Source organism: Anaerofustis sp. LCP19S3_F7 (assembly GCF_052119445.1).
In the GTDB taxonomy this organism is placed as follows: domain Bacteria; phylum Bacillota; class Clostridia; order Eubacteriales; family Anaerofustaceae; genus Anaerofustis; species Anaerofustis butyriciformans.
Genome location: NZ_JBQKFF010000006.1, coordinates 26,194 through 48,935, shown reverse-complemented (window position 1 = coordinate 48,935; position 22,742 = coordinate 26,194). Strand labels below are relative to the sequence as shown.

25 protein-coding genes, 6 tRNA genes and 1 pseudogene are annotated in these 22,742 nt (G+C 30.1%); 21 read left to right on the top strand and 11 right to left on the bottom strand.

The window, feature by feature from the left end; translation table 11 throughout:
- The first annotated feature begins 2 nt into the window (after nt 1-2).
- From mnmG to ACTQYZ_RS07110, 10 genes and pseudogenes are all read left to right on the top strand, one after another.
- On the top strand, nt 3-1,889 hold the full coding sequence (mnmG, locus tag ACTQYZ_RS07155; RefSeq protein ID WP_441022561.1) for a tRNA uridine-5-carboxymethylaminomethyl(34) synthesis enzyme MnmG: 1,887 nt from the start codon (nt 3-5) through the stop codon (nt 1,887-1,889).
- A 1-nt stretch (nt 1,890) separates the two neighbouring features.
- On the top strand, nt 1,891-2,670 hold the full coding sequence (locus ACTQYZ_RS07150) for a ParB/RepB/Spo0J family partition protein (RefSeq protein ID WP_441022559.1): 780 nt from the start codon (nt 1,891-1,893) through the stop codon (nt 2,668-2,670).
- A gap of 126 nt (nt 2,671-2,796) precedes the next feature.
- The gene (locus ACTQYZ_RS07145) at nt 2,797-4,197 is read left to right on the top strand and encodes a polysaccharide deacetylase family protein (RefSeq protein ID WP_441416297.1); all 1,401 of its coding nucleotides are present in this window, start codon (nt 2,797-2,799) and stop codon (nt 4,195-4,197) included.
- Between the two features lie 160 nt (nt 4,198-4,357).
- A complete protein-coding gene (locus tag ACTQYZ_RS07140; RefSeq protein ID WP_441416296.1) occupies nt 4,358-5,314 on the top strand; it encodes a sugar-binding transcriptional regulator in 957 nt (318 codons plus the stop codon).
- Nucleotides 5,315-5,328: 14 nt separating this feature from the next.
- Complete coding sequence (locus tag ACTQYZ_RS07135) at nt 5,329-5,769, top strand: transcriptional regulator GutM (protein ID WP_441416295.1); 441 nt, start codon at nt 5,329-5,331, stop codon at nt 5,767-5,769.
- A gap of 61 nt (nt 5,770-5,830) precedes the next feature.
- A pseudogene (gene srlA / locus ACTQYZ_RS07130) lies at nt 5,831-6,357 on the top strand (PTS glucitol/sorbitol transporter subunit IIC).
- Nucleotides 6,358-6,371: 14 nt separating this feature from the next.
- Nucleotides 6,372-7,358: a PTS glucitol/sorbitol transporter subunit IIB gene (srlE, locus tag ACTQYZ_RS07125; protein ID WP_441416294.1), complete on the top strand. Its 987-nt coding sequence runs from the start codon at nt 6,372-6,374 to the stop codon at nt 7,356-7,358.
- A gap of 39 nt (nt 7,359-7,397) precedes the next feature.
- Nucleotides 7,398-7,769 (top strand): PTS glucitol/sorbitol transporter subunit IIA, encoded by a 372-nt coding sequence (locus ACTQYZ_RS07120; protein ID WP_441416293.1) that lies wholly within the window; start codon nt 7,398-7,400, stop codon nt 7,767-7,769.
- Complete coding sequence (locus tag ACTQYZ_RS07115) at nt 7,769-8,206, top strand: hypothetical protein (protein ID WP_441416292.1); 438 nt, start codon at nt 7,769-7,771, stop codon at nt 8,204-8,206. Before ACTQYZ_RS07120 ends, ACTQYZ_RS07115 begins: the two co-directional genes overlap by 1 nt.
- 21 nt (nt 8,207-8,227) lie before the next feature.
- Nucleotides 8,228-9,067 (top strand): NAD(P)H-dependent oxidoreductase, encoded by an 840-nt coding sequence (locus tag ACTQYZ_RS07110; RefSeq protein WP_441416325.1) that lies wholly within the window; start codon nt 8,228-8,230, stop codon nt 9,065-9,067.
- A gap of 400 nt (nt 9,068-9,467) precedes the next feature.
- Here the strand turns inward: ACTQYZ_RS07110 and ACTQYZ_RS07105 are convergent, their stop codons facing one another.
- The 8 genes from ACTQYZ_RS07105 to ACTQYZ_RS07070 all read right to left on the bottom strand — a co-directional run bounded on the left by ACTQYZ_RS07105 (nt 9,468) and on the right by ACTQYZ_RS07070 (nt 11,767).
- A complete protein-coding gene (locus ACTQYZ_RS07105; RefSeq protein ID WP_441416291.1) occupies nt 9,468-9,896 on the bottom strand; it encodes a hypothetical protein in 429 nt (142 codons plus the stop codon).
- A 98-nt stretch (nt 9,897-9,994) separates the two neighbouring features.
- A tRNA-Leu gene (locus ACTQYZ_RS07100) sits at nt 9,995-10,083 on the bottom strand.
- 11 nt (nt 10,084-10,094) lie between these two features.
- Nucleotides 10,095-10,168, bottom strand: a tRNA-Cys gene (locus ACTQYZ_RS07095).
- A gap of 9 nt (nt 10,169-10,177) precedes the next feature.
- Nucleotides 10,178-10,252: transfer RNA gene (locus ACTQYZ_RS07090), tRNA-Gly, on the bottom strand.
- Between the two features lie 6 nt (nt 10,253-10,258).
- Nucleotides 10,259-10,334 (bottom strand) — tRNA-Phe (locus ACTQYZ_RS07085).
- A 6-nt stretch (nt 10,335-10,340) separates the two neighbouring features.
- Nucleotides 10,341-10,417: transfer RNA gene (locus ACTQYZ_RS07080), tRNA-Asp, on the bottom strand.
- Nucleotides 10,418-10,441: 24 nt separating this feature from the next.
- Nucleotides 10,442-10,517: transfer RNA gene (locus ACTQYZ_RS07075), tRNA-Val, on the bottom strand.
- A gap of 80 nt (nt 10,518-10,597) precedes the next feature.
- On the bottom strand, nt 10,598-11,767 hold the full coding sequence (locus tag ACTQYZ_RS07070) for a polysaccharide deacetylase family protein (protein ID WP_441416290.1): 1,170 nt from the start codon (nt 11,765-11,767) through the stop codon (nt 10,598-10,600).
- A gap of 345 nt (nt 11,768-12,112) precedes the next feature.
- On the opposite strand from ACTQYZ_RS07070, the gene ACTQYZ_RS07065 reads away from it, so the two are divergent.
- The 6 genes from ACTQYZ_RS07065 to ACTQYZ_RS07040 all read left to right on the top strand — a co-directional run bounded on the left by ACTQYZ_RS07065 (nt 12,113) and on the right by ACTQYZ_RS07040 (nt 16,694).
- A complete protein-coding gene (locus ACTQYZ_RS07065) occupies nt 12,113-13,441 on the top strand; it encodes a RuBisCO large subunit C-terminal-like domain-containing protein (RefSeq protein WP_441022543.1) in 1,329 nt (442 codons plus the stop codon).
- Nucleotides 13,442-13,578: 137 nt separating this feature from the next.
- Entirely contained in the window at nt 13,579-14,409 is an 831-nt protein-coding gene (locus ACTQYZ_RS07060) for a GIY-YIG nuclease family protein (protein ID WP_441416289.1), read from the top strand.
- Nucleotides 14,410-14,492: 83 nt separating this feature from the next.
- Nucleotides 14,493-14,807 carry a YlxM family DNA-binding protein gene (gene ylxM / locus ACTQYZ_RS07055; protein WP_441022537.1) on the top strand — a complete coding sequence of 105 codons (315 nt, stop codon included), beginning with the start codon at nt 14,493-14,495 and terminating at the stop codon, nt 14,805-14,807.
- 10 nt (nt 14,808-14,817) lie between these two features.
- The gene (gene ffh, locus ACTQYZ_RS07050; RefSeq protein ID WP_441022535.1) at nt 14,818-16,140 is read left to right on the top strand and encodes a signal recognition particle protein; all 1,323 of its coding nucleotides are present in this window, start codon (nt 14,818-14,820) and stop codon (nt 16,138-16,140) included.
- Nucleotides 16,141-16,208: 68 nt separating this feature from the next.
- A complete protein-coding gene (gene rpsP, locus ACTQYZ_RS07045; protein WP_138268652.1) occupies nt 16,209-16,451 on the top strand; it encodes a 30S ribosomal protein S16 in 243 nt (80 codons plus the stop codon).
- Between the two features lie 12 nt (nt 16,452-16,463).
- The gene (locus ACTQYZ_RS07040; protein ID WP_138268653.1) at nt 16,464-16,694 is read left to right on the top strand and encodes a KH domain-containing protein; all 231 of its coding nucleotides are present in this window, start codon (nt 16,464-16,466) and stop codon (nt 16,692-16,694) included.
- 18 nt (nt 16,695-16,712) lie between these two features.
- Here ACTQYZ_RS07040 and ACTQYZ_RS07035 read toward each other — a convergent pair whose 3' ends face one another.
- On the bottom strand, nt 16,713-17,087 hold the full coding sequence (locus tag ACTQYZ_RS07035; protein WP_441022533.1) for a DUF4186 domain-containing protein: 375 nt from the start codon (nt 17,085-17,087) through the stop codon (nt 16,713-16,715).
- 148 nt (nt 17,088-17,235) lie between these two features.
- On the opposite strand from ACTQYZ_RS07035, the gene ACTQYZ_RS07030 reads away from it, so the two are divergent.
- From ACTQYZ_RS07030 to ACTQYZ_RS07010, 5 genes are all read left to right on the top strand, one after another.
- A complete protein-coding gene (locus ACTQYZ_RS07030) occupies nt 17,236-17,619 on the top strand; it encodes a VOC family protein (RefSeq protein ID WP_138268655.1) in 384 nt (127 codons plus the stop codon).
- Between the two features lie 162 nt (nt 17,620-17,781).
- Nucleotides 17,782-18,564 (top strand): ZIP family metal transporter, encoded by a 783-nt coding sequence (locus ACTQYZ_RS07025; protein WP_441022530.1) that lies wholly within the window; start codon nt 17,782-17,784, stop codon nt 18,562-18,564.
- 17 nt (nt 18,565-18,581) lie between these two features.
- Nucleotides 18,582-19,925: a nucleoside triphosphate pyrophosphohydrolase gene (gene mazG / locus ACTQYZ_RS07020; RefSeq protein WP_441416288.1), complete on the top strand. Its 1,344-nt coding sequence runs from the start codon at nt 18,582-18,584 to the stop codon at nt 19,923-19,925.
- Nucleotides 19,926-20,003: 78 nt separating this feature from the next.
- Nucleotides 20,004-20,276 carry an HU family DNA-binding protein gene (locus ACTQYZ_RS07015; RefSeq protein ID WP_329384807.1) on the top strand — a complete coding sequence of 91 codons (273 nt, stop codon included), beginning with the start codon at nt 20,004-20,006 and terminating at the stop codon, nt 20,274-20,276.
- Between the two features lie 104 nt (nt 20,277-20,380).
- On the top strand, nt 20,381-21,661 hold the full coding sequence (locus tag ACTQYZ_RS07010) for a hypothetical protein (protein WP_441022526.1): 1,281 nt from the start codon (nt 20,381-20,383) through the stop codon (nt 21,659-21,661).
- Nucleotides 21,662-21,687: 26 nt separating this feature from the next.
- Here the strand turns inward: ACTQYZ_RS07010 and ACTQYZ_RS07005 are convergent, their stop codons facing one another.
- Together ACTQYZ_RS07005 and ACTQYZ_RS07000 are read right to left on the bottom strand one after the other, a co-directional pair.
- Complete coding sequence (locus tag ACTQYZ_RS07005) at nt 21,688-22,125, bottom strand: nucleoside deaminase (protein ID WP_329384813.1); 438 nt, start codon at nt 22,123-22,125, stop codon at nt 21,688-21,690.
- Nucleotides 22,125-22,604 carry a QueT transporter family protein gene (locus ACTQYZ_RS07000; protein ID WP_441022523.1) on the bottom strand — a complete coding sequence of 160 codons (480 nt, stop codon included), beginning with the start codon at nt 22,602-22,604 and terminating at the stop codon, nt 22,125-22,127. Before ACTQYZ_RS07000 ends, ACTQYZ_RS07005 begins: the two co-directional genes overlap by 1 nt.
- Between the last annotated feature and the right edge of the window lie 138 nt (nt 22,605-22,742).

The window sequence follows — 22,742 nt, the reverse complement described above, 5'->3', positions numbered from 1 at the left end:
ATATGAGTTTTTTAGCTGGAGAATATGAAGTAATAGTTATCGGTGCCGGTCATGCAGGCTGTGAAGCTGCTCTTGCAAGTGCAAGAAAAGGAAGTAAGACTCTTCTTTTAACATTGAATTTGGAAGCTCTTGCAATGATGCCTTGTAACCCTTCAATAGGCGGTACTGGTAAAGGTCATTTGGTAAGAGAAATAGATGCATTAGGCGGTGAAATGGGTAAAAATATAGATAAAACTTTTATCCAAATCAAAACTTTAAATACCGCAAAAGGTGTAGCCGTACAATCTTTGAGGGCACAAGCTGATAAAAAAAGATATCAAGAAGAAATGAAGCTTGTAATAGAGAATACTGATAACCTTGATTTAAAACAACAAGAAGCTGTTGAAATTTTAACAGAAGACGGAAAAGTAAAAGGTATTGTTACAAATACAGGTGCAATATATTATACAAAAGCAATTGTTCTTTGTTCAGGAACATACTTAAAAGGAAGAATAATTATAGGTGATGTAAGTTATTCTGGAGGCCCTAATGGTATATTTGCTGCAAATAAGTTAAGTGACAGCTTGAAAAATTTAGGTTTTAAATTATTAAGATTAAAAACAGGAACTCCTGCTAGAGTAAATAAAAGAAGTATTGATTTTTCGAAAATGGAAATTCAATATGGAGATAAGGAAATAACTCCTTTCTCTTTTGAGAATGAAGGTAAAGATATTGAATTTGATGAACAACCTTGTTACCTTGCTTATACAAACAAAAATACACATGATGTAATAAAAGCAAATCTTCATCGTTCACCATTATTCAGCGGTAATATAAAAGGTGTTGGTCCTAGATACTGCCCAAGTATTGAAGATAAAATAGTTAGATTTGCAGATAAAGAAAAACATCAGCTTTTTGTAGAGCCTGAAGGCTTAAATACAAATGAAATGTATCTTCAAGGCATGAGCTCTTCTTTGCCGGAAGATGTTCAAGTTGCTTTTTTAAGAACAATTAAAGGACTTGAAAATGTTGAGATAATGAGGGTTGCTTATGCAATTGAATATGATGCAATAGAACCTACGCAAATAAGCCTTTCTCTTGAAAGTAAGGTACTTAAAGGCTTTTTTACAGCCGGACAAATAAACGGTACAAGTGGATACGAAGAAGCTGCAGCACAAGGTATAATAGCAGGAATAAATGCTTCTAATTATGTTCAAGGGAAAGAACCTTTAGTGCTTGACAGAGCAAGCAGTTATATAGGTGTATTGATTGATGATATTACAACAAAGGGAACAAAAGAACCTTACAGAATGTTTACTTCAAGGGTTGAATATAGATTATTATTAAGACAAGATAATGCAGATTTAAGACTTACTCCTTATGGTTATGAACAAGGTCTTATAAGTGAAGAACGATATAATAATTTAATAAAATATAAAAATGCCGTTGAAGGTGAAAAAGAAAGATTAAAAGGAATTAAAATAACTCCTAATAAAGAAAATAATCAAAAACTTGTTGAAATTGGAACAACTCCATTAAGAAATGCCGTTACTTTATATGATTTGATTAAAAGACCTGATCTTTCATATAAAGATACAATTATTTTTGATGAAAACAGACCGTCTCTTTCTAAGAGAGCTTGTGAGCAGGTAGAAATTCAAATAAAGTATGAAGACTATATTTTAAAACAACAGGCAAGTATTGAAAAATTCAAGTCAATGGAAAAGAAATTATTGCCTGATGATATAGATTATAGCGAAATAAAGAATTTAAGATTGGAAGCAAGACAAAAGCTTGAAGATATAAGACCGAAGAATTTAGGACAGGCTTCAAGAATATCAGGAGTTTCTCCTGCAGATATAAATGTGCTTTTAATCGAGCTTGCAAAAAATACTAAAAGGGGAGAATAAAGTGTCAGATAAAAATATAAATGAAATTAACATAGAATTAATCAAAGCAAATAAAGAACAACCAAGAAAATTTTTTGATGAAGAAAGTATAAACGAACTTGCCGAATCAATAAAAAGTTTAGGTATAATTCAACCCATTACCGTAAGAGAAATTGAAGATGGTTTATATGAGGTTGTAAGTGGTGAAAGAAGATTAAGAGCAGCTAAAATTGCAGGGTTAGAGAATATTCCTTGTATTATTGCTAATATAAACAATGAAGAAAATGATTTAATAGCTTTAATTGAAAACATTCAAAGAGAAGATTTGAACTTTTATGAAGAAGCTTTAAGTTATAAAAAGATAATGAGTGAATATGGTATTAGTCAAGAAGCATTATCAAAAAAGATAGGGAAAAAACAGTCTACAATTTCAAATTTGGTAAGACTTTTAAATCTTGATGAAGAAGTTTTGGAAATAATAATAAAAAATAATCTTACTCAGCGTCATGCAAGATGTCTTTTATCTCTTCCTGACAGAAAAATGAGAGTAAAGGCTGCAAAGGAAATGGCTAAAAAAGATTTGAATGTTAAAAATTCAGAGCTTTTGGTTGAAAGATTAAAACAAGAAGTTATTGTTAATTCTTCAAAAACAAACGTAAAAAATATTTTCAATTATAAAATATACACAAACACCATAAAACAAGCTTATAAAAGTATTTTTAATACAGGGCTTGATTGTGATTATAAAGAGAAAGATTATGACGATAGAATTGAAGTTGTTATAACAATTCCTAAAAAATAAAGCATACTTTTAAGTATGCTTTTTTTAGTTAATAAAAATTTAATATTTACTTAATTATTTGTTTATTGCATGTTATGTCGAAATTTGATATAATCACTCCACTGAATGAGAAAGAGGCACTTTATTATGAGCATAAATATAAATAAAAAATACATCTTATTTGCTATATTAATACTTATTTGTTTGTTTGCTGTGTTTAAAATGTTTGTTAGTCCATTATCTTTAAAAGATAAAAATATTGAGGTAGAAGTTAAGCATGAGTTTAATCCTGAAAGTAACATAAAGTATGTTGTGTTTGGGGATAAAAAAGATGTTGTAATAGATAAGAAGGATTTAGATACAAATAAAGTAGGAGAATATTCTATTACTTATAAATATAAAAATAAAGAATATCCTGTTAGTGTAAATGTTGTTGATACAACACCTCCTGTTTTTAATGTAAAAGAAATTACAATAGAAAACAGAGTTAAATTAGATCCAAAAGAATTGGTAAAAAATGTAAAGGATGCAAGTAAAACAACAGTATCTTTTAAAGAAGATTATAATTTTGATGAAATAGGCGATTATGAAGTAGAGGTTGTTGTCAGCGATATTTATGATAACAGTACAAGTAAAAATACTACTGTTCATGTAATTAAAGATAATAAAGGTCCTGAGATAAAAAATATATCTGCAATTGATGTTGTTGTAGGTGGAGATAATGGTTGGGAAAAAGATGTTATTGTAAAAGATGATCATGACCCAAATCCTAAACTTATTTTGGAAAAGGGAGATTTTAATCCTAATAAAGAAGGTAAATATTTTGTTACATATAAAGCTATTGATAGAGCAGGGAATGTTAGTATTGTAAAAAGAGAGGTTAATGTTGTAAAGGCGATAGGCACAACAGATGAAAGCGAAGAAAAAATAGTATATTTGACTTTTGATGACGGACCTTCTTCTAATACAAAGAAGATACTTGATATACTTGACAAATATGATGCGAAAGCAACATTTTTTGTAACCGGAAACAATAAGCAATATAATTATTTAATAAAGACAGCTCATGATAAAGGACATACAATTGGGCTTCATACATATACACATGATTATGCAAGAGTATATAAATCTAAATATTCGTATTTTGATGATTTAAACAAACTTGAGAATATGTTAAAAGGAATTCTTGGTTATTCTCCTAAATATATAAGATTTCCAGGGGGGGCATCTAACACAATAAGCAGTGCATATAAAAAAGGCATTATGACATATCTTACAAAAGAGGTTCAAAATCGAGGATATCAATATTATGATTGGAACTGTGATTCTACGGATGCTTCCGGAAATAATGTAGCTGTAAGTAAGCTTGTTAAAAATGCAACTAATTGTAGTGAAAATAATATTAATATACTTTTTCATGATACAGATGCGAAAGATACTACTGTTGAAGCCCTTCCTAAAATAATTAAATATTACAAAGACAGAGGTTATAAATTTAAGGCTATAGATGATAACTCTTTCGCACCTCACCATAGAGTTAATAATTAAAAACACGTCTATTAGGCGTGTTTTTTTATTATAAATTTTGCAAATAAAGGTTGGCTTTTGATTGGTTTTGATTTATTATAAGAGCATAAAAAGAACATTTTTTCAAATATTGAACAAATGTAAAAATAAATTAAATAGAAATATTTTTCAACGGAAAGGGATGAGAAGAATTTTGAAAAAAGTTTCTGATGATACTAAATTAATGGTAAAAGTATGTGACTTATACTATAACAATGATATGAAACAAGAAGAAATTGCTTCCAAACTTTCAATATCCAGAGCGACAATATCCAGAATTTTAAAAAATGCAAAAAGTGAAGGGATTGTTAAAATAGAAGTTATAAATCCTTTGAAAAATGATTATTATAAGCTAGAAAAACAATTAGAAGAAAAATTTCACTTAAAAGAAGTTATTATTGCTGAAGATGTTACGGATGCTTCTTATGAAAGAGACGCTCTTGGTAAAACTTGTGCAGAATTTTTGCAAAGAGTTTTGAAAGATGGGGAAATTGTTGGGTTATCAATGGGAAAAACAATAAAAACAATAGCGCAATATGTTCATCAAGATAAGCCAAGAGATATTTCTTTTGTGCCTCTACTTGGAGGAATGGGGCAAGTTGGTATTGAACTTCATTGTAATCAAATAGTAATTGATTTCTTTAGAGCTTTTGGAGGAGAATATCATCTTCTTCATGCACCGGCAATGATAGCAGATCCAAATTTAATGCTTAGCCTAAAAAATGATATTCACATAAAACAAGTTTTTGATTTATTGGATAGAATTACGACTGCAGTTGTTGGTATAGGTACAGCTGTTCCAGGTTCAACAATGATGGAAACTGGATATTATAAAAAAGAAGATATTGTTGAAATGAAAAATAGCGGAATTGTAGGAGATATATGTCTTCAAATGTATGATATAGAAGGTAATACAGACTATTCATATAATAATGATATATTTGGAATAAATTTAGAGTCTTTAAAGAAAGTAAGACGAGTTGTTGGGATAAGCGCAGGGGAAGAGAAAGTTAAGGCAATAAAAGGAGCTTTAAACGGAAAGATTGTAAATGTTCTTGTAACAAATTCAAGCACTGCAAAATTATTGCTTGAAGATTAAATCGGAGGAATATTATGTGGAAGATTTTTGCTGTAGCTTTTGTTCTTATGGTTTTTAATTCAATTTTAACTTATAAACAAGCTAAAGATTTTACTACATCATTTAATGAGATTCGAAAATATGGAAATGTAAGTGTAGGCAAAGATAAGCAATATTTTATATATGGAGTTATTCTGATTTTGGCTTGCGACAACAACGGTTATATTACAAAAGGTAAAATCATGGAAGGGTTTAGTGTTTTTGCCAGATTTAAAGATTTCGATGTATTAAATGGACAGTCCATTTATGACTTAAAAGAAGAAGAAGAGAAAATGAAAAAAATCAGAAGTAAGAGAAGAAAGAAAAAAGGCAGTTCTTTACTTCAAGTTGTAAACGGTTTGATTGGGATAATAGAAAAAAATAATTCTCAACAGGTTGAGGATGAAGGAGATGAATTAAAAGAAGTACTTGAATAAATTGTATGTTAAGGCAGAAGTTGTCTTTCATAAATAAAAAATATAGAAAGGAGAATTTTTTATGGAATTCTTGACAAAACTTGCAGAAGGTTTTATCGGACTATTTAACGCAGGAGGTGAAACTTTTGTTGGATGGGTTACAGGTATAATACCTACTCTTATCGTTTTAATTACAGCTATTAATGCTTTATTAAAATTATCGGTGAAGAAAGAGTAGATAAAGCTATGAAAGTATTATCTAAAAGTTTTATAACAAGATATACTTTAATGCCTGTTTTAGCTATGTTTTTCTTATGTAATCCAATGGCGTATTCATTTGGTCGTTTCTTAAAAGAAGAACATAAAGTTGCATTTTACGATTCTACGGTTTCATTCTGTCATCCAATAACATGTTTATTCCCTCATGCAAATGCTGGTGAATTATTTGTTTACTTAGGTATTGCAAATGGTATTACAGCATTAGGCTTAAGTACTACACCACTTGCTTTAAGATATTTCTTGGTTGGTGTTGTTGTAATCTTAATCAGAGGTGTTGTTACTGAAAGATTATATGCAATTATGAGTAATAAGAAAAGTGCAGATGCGTAGAAAGGGGAAAAGATATGAGTAATTATAAAGCAGTTAAGATCGAAAAAGGTTCTCAAGGTTGGGGTGGACCGTTAATTATAAAATCAACTGAAAAGAAAAATAAAATTGCCAGTGTTACAGGTGGTGGAATTCATCCCCTTGCACAATACATTGCTGACTTAACAGGTGCAGAATCTATCGATGCTTTCTCTACAGGTGTACCTGACGAAGAAATGGCTGTAGTTATCGTTGATTGTGGCGGTACTGCAAGATGTGGTGTTTATCCTAAAAAAGGAGTTTATACAATTAACCTTAACGCTGTAGGAGCTGTTGGACCACTTGCACAATATATTAAAGAAGAAATATATGTATCAGACGTTAAAGAAAATAACGTAACATTATATGAAGGTGAAGTTAGTGATGAAGAAGCTTCAGCTGTTATAGAAGAAGTTAAACCATCATCTAGTCAAAATAACGGACCAGAACAAAAAGGTTTAGTTGGAGTTATTGCAAAAATAGGTAAAGCCGTTGGTGGAGTTGTAAATAAATTCTTCGCAGCAGGTAGAGATGCTATTGATACTACAATAAGAAATATTTTACCATTTATGGCATTCGTTAGTATGCTTCTTGGTATAATTTCTGCATCAGGTATTGGTGATGTAATAGCAAAAGCTATAAGTCCTCTTGCTGGTTCTCTTCCAGGAATGATTGTTTTATCAATAATCTGTGCAATTCCATTCTTATCACCTGTTCTTGGACCAGGGGCAGTTATTGCTCAAGTAGTAGGTGTATTAGTTGGTGCTGAAATTGCAAAAGGAACTATTCATCCAACATATGCATTACCATCATTATTTGCTATAGATGCTCAAGTTGGTGCTGACTTCGTTCCTGTTGGATTATCTTTAGGGAAAGCTGAACCTTCTACAGTTGAAATCGGGGTTCCTGCAATGTTATTCTCTAGACTTATTACAGGACCTATTGCGGTTATAATCGCATACTTCTGTTCATTTGGATTATATTAATAGACATAAAAAATTTTAAACGTAAGGAAAGTACATAATATGAATTATATATCAAAAATAACCGGATTTGGCGACATGACTTTAGATTTTTTACAAGAAAATATGCTTATACTGTTTAATGATGATGCTCCAGTTGAACTTGCGGAATTATCTATTTTACATGAAAAGCAAGAATTAACAAGAGATGTTTGTGTGGGTGACATTATTTCTCTTGGTGAAGATGATTATCTTGTTACTGCCGTAGGCTCAGAAGCGAAAGAAACATTAAAAATGTTGGGACATTGTTGTTTGGTATTTGGAGGTAAAGACAGCGTAGAAATTCCTGGACAAATCCAATTAAAAGGTGAAAAACTTCCAGATTTAAAGGTGGGAGATTACATTAAAATACAATTTTTAGGAGGAAACGAATAATGTTAAGAATGAATTACAAATTAGCAGAGCTAGAAGAAAAAAATGCTCCTATTATGACCAGTATAATAGGAGCAGGACAAATGGGCAGGGGCATGACCAGTCAAATGATCAGGATGAAAGGTATGAAGCCCGCAATTGTTGCTGACATTAATATTGATAATGTCATTGCCGCATTTGAAAACTCTGGATTAACCAAAGATGATTATATTATAACAAATAAATTAAGTGAAGCCAATGCATATCTTGAAAAAGGTAAGTATATTGCAACAGAAAATTCAGAACTTGGTGCAAAAGCAAACCTTATTCAAGCTGCAGTTGATGCTACAGGTGTTCCTGAAGTAGGTGCAAGAGTTGCTATTGATGCAATAAACGAAGGTAAACATATTTGTATGTTAAATGTTGAAACAGATGTTGTTATTGGACCTATGCTTAAATAATTATCTGATAATGCAGGTGTTATCTATACAGGTAGTGCAGGGGACGAACCTGGTGCTGTTAAAGAATTATATGACTTTGCAACAGCTGCCGGATTTGATGTAAGAGTTATAGGTAAAGGTAAAAACAATAAAATCGACTATGATGCAAATCCTACAACATTAGCTGAATATGCAGCTAAGAGAGGTGTTAGTCCTAAGATGCAAACAGCATTTACAGATGGAACAAAAATAATGGTTGAACTTACTGCTATGGCTAACGCAACAGGCTTTATTCCTGATATCAGAGGAGGTCATGGATCTGAAGCTGAAATAAAAGATTTACCTAACTTATTCAGACCTACTGAAGAAGGCGGTATTCTTCAAAATGGATATGGAAAAGTTGAATGGGTAAACGGTATTGCTCCTGGAGTATTTGTAATCATTTCAAGCGATCTTCCTTTTGTTAAACATGAAATGAATTACCTAAGCATGGGCGAAGGTCCTAACTGGGTATTATACAGACCTTATCATTTATGTTCTTTAGAAACACCTTTAACAGTAGCAAAAGCAGTTGTTGACAATACTTCAACATTAGTTCCTATGGACGGTGGATTAGTTTGTGAAACAGTAGCAGTTGCTAAAAAAGATTTAAAAGCAGGCGAAATGCTTGACGGTATTGGCGGATACACTGTATACGGTGTTGTTGATACACACGAAAACATGCTTAAGGATAACGGAGTTCCTTTGGGCGTTATTACAAAGAATACAAAACTTCTTAAAGATGTTAAAAAAGGACAAACAATCACATATGATATGGTTGATTTAGATGATAATTCATTAATTGTACAACTTAGAAAATTACAAGATAGATTTTTTGGATAAAATAATATAATATTTTGATTTAAATAAACCCAAATATGAAATTTAATTCATATTTGGGTTTATTATTTTAATTATATTAAAAACATAATAAATAATGTTATTAATATAAGTATATAATGAATACAGTAATAAATGATATATATTTTAATAAAATATGATTAAGAGCATTGTATATATTTTAATTTGTATTTATGGCTTTGTAAGCTTTATTTGAAGGAGGATATATATAACTAACAACTCTAACCTATGTATTATTTATTTTGTTTAAATGGCTTTTTATGAAGTCTTATAATGTTTTTCAAAAATGATTAAATGTATGTTGTTTAAGAAAAGTTTTTAATATAAAAAAATAAAAAAAGCGGTTTTATTATAAAACCGCTTTTTTGTAATATATCATTTATTATTGTAATCTGTTAAATAAGTCAAGAACAGCATCATGTTGTGGGAAATCTGCAGGAAGTATAATAGCATATCCGTTTGCAACTGTAACATTTTCTGTTATTTCACTTCCAAGAGATTCCATTGTTAATTTACCATCTTTTTCAGCATTTTTATATGCATCTGAGTCTTTATCAAATGTATATAATTCTAAAGTTTTATCATCGGCTGTAAGTTGAAAACCTGCTGTTGCTCCTACAAGTTCGTAAATTGTTTCTTCTTCTGTTCCTTCAATGCCAAGGTTTTTAAGTTCAGTTTTGAATTCTTCTACTGTGATTTTAGGTTCACTTGTTTTTATTTCTTCTGTATTGTTTGTTTCTCCTCCGCATGCAACAAAAGAAACAGCCATAAGAGCAACAATTAATAATGCTAATAATTTTTTTAGTTTCATAATTTATTCCATCCTTGAAACTTATATTATAAGTTAATGATATCACAAAGGAAGAGAAAAAACATAAAAAAAAGACCTTGAGGTCTAACATAAAAGGATGGTGCCGAAGACCGGAGTCGAACCGGTACGATCGGTAAGGATCGCAGGATTTTAAGTCCTGTGCGTCTGCCAATTTCGCCACTTCGGCTTAAGATAAAATGGAGGCGGCACCCAGACTCGAACTGGGGATACGGGTGTTGCAGACCCTTGCCTTACCACTTGGCTATGCCGCCTAAAAAAAATGGAGCGAAAGACGAGATTCGAACTCGCGACCCTCGCCTTGGCAAGGCGATGCTCTACCACTGAGCCACTTTCGCTTAAGATGGTGCCCAAGGGCGGGATCGAACCACCGACACGCGGATTTTCAGTCCGCTGCTCTACCGACTGAGCTACCTGGGCATAAAATGGCGACTCGGAAGGGACTCGAACCCTCGACCTCTAGCGTGACAGGCTAGCATTCTAACCAGCTGAACTACCGAGCCGCATTCTTAATATTAATTTTTTAATGGTGGTCGCAATAGGGCTCGAACCTATGACCCCCTGCTTGTAAGGCAGGTGCTCTCCCAGCTGAGCTATGCGACCATTTTTTTGTTGCCACTTTTTCAGCGCTGATTTATTATATAACAATGCAAAGATTATGTCAAGTATAAATTAACATTTTTTTAATTTATTTTTTCAAAAGTTTTTTCGTTATAATAGATAACGTTGAAACCCTTTATTTTAGCAGTGTTTATGCTTTCTTTATAATTTGATGGAATAGATAAAACACTTTTATCTCCGTCTGAAATATATTTTTTATCCGGATTTTTTTTATAATAATCAAAATACCAGTACATATCTTGGTGTTGTCCTTTATTTGCTATAGCTCTGCTTATATAATAAGGATCAAAGTCATTTTTTATTGGATTTGTAAAATAAGGTTTTTCCGGTGCTGCAAGAACTGCGCTTTCTATATTGTATGAAATGTCTTTATATGTTCCGCTTTTTACAGCTTTTAATCCATTTTTGTTTGGTTTATCACCATATGGATAAGCTAAATAAACAGTCTTGTTTTTATTTGTGTTGTTATAAACTAAATTATTTACTTTTCCTATTTCTTTTGTTATCTCGCTGTTACTTAGCTCATTCATATTATAATGGCTATAAGTATGATTTCCTATCTCGTATCCTAATTCCTGTAAAACTCTGAATTTATCCTCATAGGTGCCTTCTGATTTACTGTTATGGTAGGCATCATATTCAAATGGATTGTCTGTTATATATAAAACTCCTCCATTTCCAAAATCGGGATGCTCGGCTTTAAAATTTTCAAGAATCCCTATAAGGGTATCATCATTTACTACAAGTTTTCCTTCTTTATTTTTTACAAGGGAAAAACAGCTTTTTAATCCATCATCAAAAGTTAGCAAAATAGGGGTTTTCCCCGCAGGTATATCTATATCATTGCTTAAATACTCTTTCATGGAAATTAAAACATATCCGTTTTGGTACATATATTCCAAATCTTCTTTAAATTCTTTTTTGCTTCTGTGCCATGGATAGTGATTCTTTTTATCATCTATACTGTGGTACATAACAACTAAAATATCACCGGCTTCATTTGGTTTAATATTTTTATAGTCAATATCTGTCTTTGATACATCTTCTTTTATTTCCACTTCGTTTTGAGTATTTATATAAGCTGAAAATTTATTTATATTAAAAGATACTAACATGGCAATAAAACAAAGAAGTACTAAAATTATAATGTAATACCTTTGTTTTTTTATAAACATATTTAGATTGGTAATCTTTTTTTTAAAATCATTATTATGTTTATTTTTGTTTGACAATTGTTTTTACCTCTCTTTTTATTTGTTACATTAAAATATATGTTAAGTAGAAAAAAATATTTTCTAATTTTAAGATGTATTTTGCTTTTTAACAATATATATGTTTTTATAATGGTGTATATAACCATTATAGTTTATTTGTTGTTTTTATTTTGTTACTTGTTAATAATATTATAACATTAAGTTATTTTAAATAGAAATAAAAGTAAAATATAAATTATAATATTGACAAAACATCATTACCATGTTAATATAAAAGCGTAAAGACAGGACTATGTTTATAAAGTTGTTTTTACATTTAAGGGTAGACGGTTAAATACTTAAAGTTTAAGGAGGATTTTTATAATGAAACAAAAATATAACCCTTTGATGTTCCAATGTAGTGAAAGTTTAGATATGAGCAAATATATTGTTGCTACATATTATATGAGAGGTAAAGGAAATAATCCTATGGAACTTGACCTTGCCAAATTTGCAGAATCAATAGCTGCAGAACAAGCAACAGGTACATGGATTGATGTTCCTTTTGAAACAGATGACATTGTTGAAAGACATGCTGCAAAAGTTATTGGTATTTATGAAACACCTGCTTATGACAGAGAACTTCCTGACGGAATACAATACAGAGATATGATAGTTAGACTTGCTTTCCCTTGGGAAAACATAGGAACTAACTTCCCAATGATTTTTACAACTGCAATAGGTAATATTTCTGCTGCAAGATTAAAACTTTTAGATCTTGAATTCCCTAAAGAATATACAGACCATTTCCAAGGCCCAAAATTTGGTATAAAAGGCGTAAGAGAAATTCTTGATATTCCTGAAAGACCACTTACTTGTGCAATGATTAAACCTGATACAGGTTGGACTCCTGAACAAGGTGCAATAATGGCAGGGGATGCTTATGTTGGCGGTATTGATGTAATAAAAGATGATGAACTTCTTGTTGCGGATCCTGCATGGTGTCCTATTGAAAAAAGAGTTAAAGCAATAACAGAAGCTGGTCTTCGAGCTTATGAACAAACAGGTGAAAAACATTTATATACTGTTAACTTAACAGAAGACAGCTTTAAAATTAAAGACCTTGCATACAGAGCTTTAGATGCAGGTGCAAATGCTTTAATGATTAATACATATACAGCAGGTTTCTCAGCTCTTAGAATGTTAGCTGAAGACCCTAATATTCAAGTTCCTATTATGTCACATCCTGACTATGCTGCTGCACAATCTTACTCTCCTGATACAGGTGTTGCCGTAGCATTACTTTGGGGTAAACTTGTAAGACTTGCCGGAGCTGATATGGCAATAACAACAAACTATTATGGTAAGATTCCTGTACTTAGAGATTCATACTTAAGAACTTGTAGAGATCTTAAGATGAAATTCCATAATATTAAAGATTGTCTTCCTGCACCAAGCGGTGGAATGTATCAAGGTGTTGTTCCAGAAACAATTTATGAAGTTGGTACTGATGTTATGATTGCAGCAGGCGGTGCTGTTCATGGACACAGAAACGGTGCTACAGCAGGTGCAAGATCTCTAAGACAAGCAATTGATGCTGCTATGGCTGGTATTCCATTAAGAGAATATGCAAAAGATAAACCGGATCTTCAAATCGCTCTTGATGATTGGGGATGTGGTGAAAAAGAAGATTTATTTGATATGAAAAAATAAACTTTTAAGTTTATAACATAACGTCATGTTTTCCTCTTAAAAAAGAATATAATTATTACCCCCAACTATCGTTGGGGGTTTTGTTTTGTTAAAAATTTTTGTAATATTAATATATATTTTATTTATTAGGATCATGTATGTTTAATAAAAGTGTTAATATATTGATGTTTGAAGGAAATCCAAAAGGCTTAATTATGTGTGAATTATCTAATTGGAACGGGCGCGCATATAAATTTTCAAGAACACACTTAAAAGATTTCCTAAAAAGAAGTGATGCAAATTATACAGGTGTTTATTTTTTATTTGGAAAAGATGATATGAATGAAGATACGGTATATATTGGTGAAGCTGAACAAATTGCAAATAGAATTAATCAGCATTTAAAAGATAGAGATTACTGGACAGAGGTTATTGTATTATTAAGTAAAGATGATTACTTAAATAAAGCTCATGTTAAATATTTAGAACATTGTTTTTTTAAAAAAGCAAAAGATGAAGATAGAACAAAAGTTATAAATAATACAATTCCAACTAGGTCATCTGTTTCAGAGTATGATGAATCTATGTTAAAAGAATTTTTTGAGAACTCTTTATTATTAATTAGTTTATTAGGGAAAAAAGTATTTGATCATATAGCTGATGATGTTGTTATGTCTGATGACAAAAATATTATGTATATAAAAGCTATTCGTGGAGCAGATGCAAAAGGAATACCTACAAGTGATGGATTTGTTGTTTTTAAAGATTCTCAAATTGCTAATGATACAACACAAAGTATTTCTACTTCATTGTTGAATTTAAGAAAAAGACTTATTGAAGAAAGAGTAATTGTAAATTATAAATTCACAAAGGATTACTTGTTTACAAGCCCTTCTCTTGCTGCATCTTTTGTTATGGGAAGAAGTGCAAACGGGAGAATGGAATGGAAAACAAAAGACAAAAAAGCTATAAATGATTTAGAAAGTTAAATAAAAAGACATTGTCAAGGTTTTTTACTTGACAATGTCTTTTTATTTTGTTATAATCCTTTAGTCAGTATAAGGAGAGTAGTATGGAAAAATATTTTAAGATGTCGTATTTAATAGATATATATGCATCTCTTCTTACGGAAAAACAGTATAAAGTGCTTGAATATTATTACAGTGATGATATATCACTAAGTGAAATTGCAAGTATTTTGAATATCTCTAGACAAGGTGTTTATGATACTTTAAAAAGGGCAGAAAAAATAATATCTGATTATGATGATAAATTACAGTTATTAAATAAATATGAACAAAACATTAAAATGCTTGAAAAAGCAGAAGCTTTGATTGATAATAAAGAGGCTTTATCTTTAATAGAGAAGGTAAAAGAAAACCTATAAGGAGGTTTCTATGTTTCAGGCTTTAGGTGATAAATTACAGGAAACTTTTAAAAAGTTAAGAGGAAAAGGAAAACTTACAGAAAAAGATATCGATGCAGCTTTAAGAGAAATAAGAATGTCCTTACTTGAAGCTGATGTAAACTATAAAGTAGTAAAAACATTTGCAAAAAATTTAAAAGAAAAATGTATGGGGGAAGAGGTTTTAAAATCTTTGACTCCGGGACAACAAGTTATTAAGATAGTTAACAATGAACTTATCGATTTGCTTGGAGGGGAAAGCAGAGATATAAATTTTTCATCCACTTCTCCGACTGTTATTATGGTTGTCGGGGTACAAGGTAGTGGTAAAACGACAAGTATCGGTAAAATGGGTAACTATTTTAAAAATAAAAAGAATAAAAAAGTTGTGTTTGTAGCTTGTGATATTCACAGAGCTGCAGCGGTAGACCAACTTAAAATTCTTGGTGAAGGTCTTGATATTGAAGTATTTTCACTTGATAGTAAAGATGCAGGAAAGATTGCAAAAAAAGGTGTTGAATATGCAAAAAGTAAAGGCGCTGATATTGTAATCGTGGATACGGCCGGTAGACAACATGTTGACAGTGAAATGATGGAAGAAGCCGTAAAGGTTAAAAAAGTTATTAATCCTGACGAAACACTATTTGTAATAGACTCTTTAATGGGACAACAAGCCGTTGATGCAGCAAAGGCTTTCGATGAAAATCTTGAAATCACAGGTTTTATTCTTTCAAAACTTGACTCTGATGCAAGAGGCGGTGCGGCACTTAGTGTTACTTATATAACAAATAAGCCTATTAAGTTTTCTGCATTTGGTGAAAAAATGGAAGACTTTGAACCTTTCCATCCTGACAGAGTAGCTTCAAGAATTCTTGGTATGGGCGACGTTCTTTCTTTGATAGAAAAAGCGGAAAGCGTATATAATGAAGAAGAAGCTAAGAAGATGGAAGCAAAATTAAGAAAGAACTCTTTTACTTTGGAAGATTTTCTTGATCAAATGGAAAGCATGAGTAAAATGGGCGGAATTGAAAGTATACTATCTATGCTTCCGGGGGCCGGAAAGCTTAAGAATTTATCAATAGATGAAAGAGAGCTTGTAAGACAAAAGGCAATAATACAGTCAATGACAATAAAGGAAAGACAAAATCCAAGTATCATCAATGCCAGCAGAAGAAAGAGAATAGCTGCTGGAAGCGGTACAAAAGTAAGTGATGTAAATAAACTTTTAACGGGATTTGAACAAAGTAAAAAAATGATGAAACAGCTTAATTCAGGTAAGATGAGATTACCTAAGATGAAATTCCCGTTTATGTAATAAGTCAAAAAAGAAATTTAATTTCTTTAATATAAAAATATAATTATTAAAATAAAAGGAGAAAAAACATGGCAGTAAAAATCAGATTAAAAAGAATGGGTTCAAAAAAACAACCATACTACAGAATCGTAGTAGCAGATGAAAGAACAGCAAGAGATGGTAAAAGCATCGACTTAATTGGTAGATATAAACCAGTTGGAGAAAAAAGCATTGAAATTAATGCTGAAAAAGCTCAAGAATGGTTAAACAAAGGTGCTAAACCAACTGATACTGTTGCTAAGTTATTCAAACAAAACGGTATTATAAAATAATAGGAGACCAATATGGTTGAATTAATTGAAACAATTGCAAAAGCTTTGGTTGACAGTCCCGAAGAAGTTTGTGTAAAACAAATTGAAAAGGAACATTTAACAGTAATTAAGCTTAAAGTTGCTAAAGATGACATGGGTAAAGTTATCGGAAAGCAAGGTAGAATTGCGAAAGCAATAAGAAATGTTTTAAAAGCTGCTGCAATAAAAGCTGATAAAAGGGTTGTTTTAGATATTGAAGAATAAAAATAAGAACTCAAACTATTATTGTTTGGGTTCTTTTTTATATTCTTTTTTTATCCATTCCATTATTACTTTTACTATGTATTCTTGTTCTTCTTGATTAAGTTGTTTATTTTTTTGTATATGGTGCCATTTATATAAACAATTTCTGCAGCATGTTGCTGTAGCATGCTGAGCGATGAATACAGGGTGGTTTTTAGTTGGTGTTTGTTTTCCATCGTTTTTTATGTACTGTGGTGCTATTCTTTTTTCTATGAAGTCAAAAGCATGGCTTTTTATTGTATCTATACCTTTTTTATCAATATATTCTATATCTTTTTTCTTTAAATGAAAACTGCTTCTAAATTTAGATTTTGATAAAGCATTTAATTTATCTTGAATGTATTTTTCGTTCATTATATATTCCTTTTATAATATTTATTAGATATATTTATGTTATACAAGTCATTATATGTTTTGTCAATATTGTAGCTTTTTTTTTAATTTATTTATTGGGGGATAAAATTTTATGATATAATAAAAATAATTAAAAGGAGGTACGAAAATGAATTTTAGATTTGGGCATACAAGCATAAGAGTCTTTGATTTAGATAAGAGCTTGGAGTTTTACGTAGGAGCTCTTGGAATGAAGGAAACAAGAAGAAAAGATTATCCTGGAGATTTTTGTTTAGTATTTTTGGAAGATGTTAACAAAACTTGTGAAGTTGAACTAACATATAATTATGATCCTGAAAAACCATATGAAATCGGAAACGGATTTGCTCACCTTGCATTTTATGTTGAAGATTTAGAAGCTGCGCACGATGAACTTGCCAAAAAAGGATACAAGGTAACAGATTTTTATGGATTAAAAGGAAATAAACCAAATTATTTCTTTGTTACAGATCCTGACGGTTATGATATAGAAATTATCAGAGAGAAAAAATAATTTAAAAATTTAAAGAGGTAAATTTTTATTTATCTCTTTTTTTATTATTAATTTGTTGACATAATATTTATATAATAGTATATTGTTAAAAAATATAGTAAACAGTAAATTTTTATATGATATTGTTAGCAATAACTAATGTTTAGAATAAGGAGGGGAGTTATGTTTAACATAAATACAATAATAGGAATTCTAATTCCGTTTTTAGGCACTTTTCTTGGTGCCGGATGTGTTTTTTTATTAAAAAAGGATATGAAGCGAAGTATGCAGAATTTACTTCTTGGGTTTGCCTCAGGAGTTATGGTTGCGGCTTCTGTATGGTCTTTATTAATTCCTTCAATAGATATGTCAGAAAGCTTGGGTAAATTTTCTTTTTTACCTGCGGCAATAGGTTTTATTCTTGGAATACTTTTTTTACTTTTAATTGATAAACTTATTCCGCATATGCACATAGATAATTCTAAAGAGGGGATGGAAAGCAGTCTTAAAAAATCAACAATGCTTGTTCTTGCGGTAACTCTTCATAATATACCTGAAGGAATGGCTGTTGGGGTAGTTTTTAGTGGTTTTTTAACAAACAGTGCAGGTATAACTCTTGCGGGTGCAATTGCATTATCAGTAGGTATAGCAATTCAAAACTTTCCGGAAGGGGCTGTTATTTCAATGCCTCTTATAAATGAAGGCGTAAGTAAAAAGAAGGCTTTTTCATATGGAGTATTGTCGGGCATTGTAGAGCCAATAGGTGCGTTTATTACGATTTTATTATCGTCATATATAGTATCATTTTTACCGTATTTATTGTCTTTTGCTGCAGGTGCAATGATATATGTTGTTGTTGAAGAGCTTATTCCAGAGTCTTCTATTGGAAGTCACTCCAATTTGGGAACTATAGGTTTTTCTATAGGGTTTTTAATTATGATGATTTTAGACGTTGCTTTAGGTTAATATAACGAGGTATACAAATGAAAAAAAATATTTTTGTATTAAATATAAAAGATATAAATGAAATAACATTAAAGATCAAAAATAAAATTGAAACTATGGATAATGTTATTATTCAAAAAGATTTATATGAGAATAATATTCTAAAAAAAAGTATTAGTTTTGATTTTAATGATTATAATAACTTTAAAAATGAAATTGCTAATAATAAAGATATAACTGTTATTTTTGATACAAATAAATACCGTGATTTTGTTGAGTTAATGTTTGATGATGATTTGCTTAATATAACTTTAGATGAAAATAATCTAGTAAATATTTTATTTGGTAAAAATAGTAATTATAAAATAATAGATTTAAGAATTGACGAAAATATAAATATAGATTTTAGCGGTATAAATATTATTAAAAATATTGATAAAAATAATTTCTCTTCTTTAAAAGAAAAACTTTTAAAAAGTTTTAGTGAAAACATAATAATATATGTAATAAAAGAAGATAAAACAGACAAAATAAAATTAAAAGATTTTGATGAATCTTTTACAGAAGGGGTTTTTACATTAGCCATAGATAAGCAGAATTTTACTGATGTAAAAGGAAGTTTTGATGCATTTATGGAACTTATTGATTATCTTAGAAGTGATAATGGTTGTCCTTGGGATAGAAAACAGACTCATAAGAGTTTAAAGAAACATTTAATAGAAGAGTCTTATGAGGTTCTTGATGCTCTTGATAAGGAAGATATGAATGCCTTAAGCGATGAACTTGGAGATTTACTTATGCAAATTGCTCTTCATAGTCAAATAGCTAAAGAAAGTAAAGAATTTGATTATAAAGATGTAATTTTAAATGTTTCAAGCAAGTTGATAAGAAGACATCCTTATGTATTTTCAGATACTATTTTAGAAGGGGATGACACTGCAGCTGTTTGGAATAGTGTTAAAAAGGAAGAGAAATCTTTTGTAAATTTCAGACAGACTTTATTAGATGTTCCCAAAGGTTTTCCGGCACTTTTGTATGCACAAAAAATTCAAAAAAGAGCAGGAGATGCAAATTTTGATTTTGCAGATTATAAAGAGGCCATAAGCAAACTTTATGAAGAAATTGAAGAGTTTAAAAATGAAATAGGGAAAAATGAAGATAACCTATTTATGGAAGCCGGGGATTTACTTTTTAGTGTGGTAAATGTTTTAAGGTTAATAGGAATAAACTCTGAAGAGGCTCTGAATTCTTCTACAAACAAGTTTATAAGACGTTTTGTTTTAATGGAAGAATTGATTGAAAAAGATAACAAAAACATGATGTATTTTGACCAAGAAAATTTGGAAAAATATTGGGAAATGGCTAAAATACTATTGAAATAAATATTTTTTTTGGTAAAATATAATCTAGAGTTTAAAAGTTGATATATCAACAAAAATTATTTTGGAGGAAAATTTAGAATGAATAAATCAGAATTAGTAAGCGCTTTAAGCGAAAAAACTGGACTTACAAAAAAAGAATGTGATAACTGTTTAGGAGCATTTATTGAAACTGTAACAGAAACATTAAAAAAAGAAGATAAAGTTTCATTAGTAGGTTTCGGTACTTTTGAAGTAAGAGAAAGAGCAGAAAGAAAAGGTATCAATCCTCAAACTAAAGAACAAATTACTATTCCAGCAAGCAAAGCTCCAGTTTTCAAAGCAGGTAAGGCTTTAAAAGATTCTTTAAACTAATTAAATTTTTTAATATAATAAAATAAAAAGATACCTAATATATAAGGTATTTTTTTATTGTTCTTTATGCTATAATAATCTTACTAAAAAATAGGAGTGATACGATGCCTGATTACGATGCAATTATACTTAATTTAGATGGCAGTAAAAAGTTTTATGAAATAGGCTCATTTGCCGCATTTATGGAAAGTGATATGAAGTTTAAGGCTGTTTGTGCGGGAGGTATGGGGGCTATAAATGCTGCTTTTTTTTCTATGAAAGATATGGATAAGATTGTTAAATTTTGGACAATGGCAGTTGGAAAGAATTTATTTAAAGTAAGCAATCTTATAGCAGGCTTATATGAATATTCATGGTCTAAGTTATCTAAAAAAGGCTTTGTTAAAGAGTTTGCAAAATTTCTATCTACAGATAAAAGATTAAAAGATCTTAAAAAAGCTTTAAGAGAATATATAAATGAAGATGATGTAAGAAATAGCGATATTAAGCTTTTTTTTGATGTAATAGATTTAAACACAATGGAGTTTACATCTTTAAGTATTGATGATATTCCCAAAGGCCAGCTTCATTCATATATTCTACTTTGTGTATGTTTTCCTGAAATTTCAAATATGGACTCAAATATGGGAGGAATGCAAAATTATAATGGTAATTTAATAGATGTCCTTTTGGAAAATGGATATGACAACATAATTTCAACAGAGGAAATGTTAGATAAATCTTCATTGAAAAAAATAACAATAATTAAAAGCAGCGACTTCTTAGAACTTGAAGATAAATACAATACTGACGTAATGAAAGAGCATATAAAAATAGGGTATTTAAATACATTAAAAGTTTTAAAAAAAGTTTGGGGAAAATACTATTATATAAATTTTGAAAATGATTCTTCTTATACTTTATTTGAAAAACATATGGGAGATAGTTTTAATGATAATAAAGATTATCTGATTATGGAGCTTTTAGCTTTAGATTCAAATAATAAAAATTTAATAAGAAAAACTCTTTGTGATATGATAAGATTTTCCGAATATAGAAAAGAAAGTAATGCTTTGATTTCTTTAATGGAAAATTTATCTAATATATTTGGTATTGAAGAAAAAGAAAAATATACTTTTACGAAGTTAAAAAATGAAATTGAGAAAACATATAAAAATGAAGTTAATTCTCATTTAAGAAAAATTGAAGATAAAAACTATTTATCAAAAATGATAAATGGTAAAGAGGAAATTTTGTGTGTAGACAAAGATAATTTCTTGGATTATTTTTTAGTTCTTATAAGTGCAAATCCAAGAAATTATGAAAGACTTTATGCTAATATTTTTAATAAAATAAACGATAAAATGAGACTTGGCATTGTAACATTATTATATTTACTATATTAAAAAAGCAAGGTGGGTACCCCTTGCTTTTATTTTTTTCTTATTGTTTTAAAAAAATCTTTTATTATTGTTTTACATTTATCTTCTTCTATTCCCGCATATACTTCTATTTTCTTGGCTTTATTGTTATTTAAGAGATTATATTTACTTCCACAAGCTCCATAGCTTGTGTCCATTGCTCCATATACTACTTTATCTATTTTTGCGTTTATTATAGCTCCTGTGCACATAGGACAGGGCTCTAATGTTGAATATATGGTGCAACCGCTTAAATTATAGGTATTAAGTTTTTTGCAAGCCTCTTTAATTGCTATTATTTCTGCGTGAGCCGTTGAATCATTTCTCTTTATAACTTCATTGTGGGCTTTTGATATTACTTTATTGTTTTTTACAATAACTGCGCCCACAGGAATGTCATCATTGCTTTTTTTAGCTTCTTCTAAAGCCAGAAGTATATATTCATTCATTAGTGAGATAAAAGTGTCCTTAATTTTTCATTTTTTTCTATTACTAATAATAGAGGAAGTCCTATAACATATAGGCTTATCGCTTGTCCTATGCATACGCTTATGAATCCTGCAATGAATGGAACTGCTGACATTTTATATAAAACAAATCCAACAAATACACCGTTAAAAAGAATACTTGGAATTCCTACAAGGTATTTGTTTTTTATTTTGCTTGCAATCATTCCTGCAAGTAAAGTAGCAAGAGAACCGAAAGCGATATCGATGATTCCAAAAGGACTTGCAAGGTTTGATAAAATGCATCCTACAAATAATCCTGGAACAGCCGATGGTGTAAAGTATACCAATACATTTAAAGCTTCCGATATTCTTACTTGATTTTCTCCAAAAGCAAGTGGAGAGATAAGCATTGTGCATACTGTGTAGATAGCTGCTATTATTGCAGCTTTTGTGATAAATTGAATTTTACTGTTTTGCATAATTGGCTCCTATCCACCACAAAAAAGCTCTTATAAAAAGAGTTCGTGGTATTTGTTATATATAATAACAAGTATAACAGCCTTAGGTACCCCTAAAGGGTATATGAAAAACCATGAAACCACGACGTTTCATATACC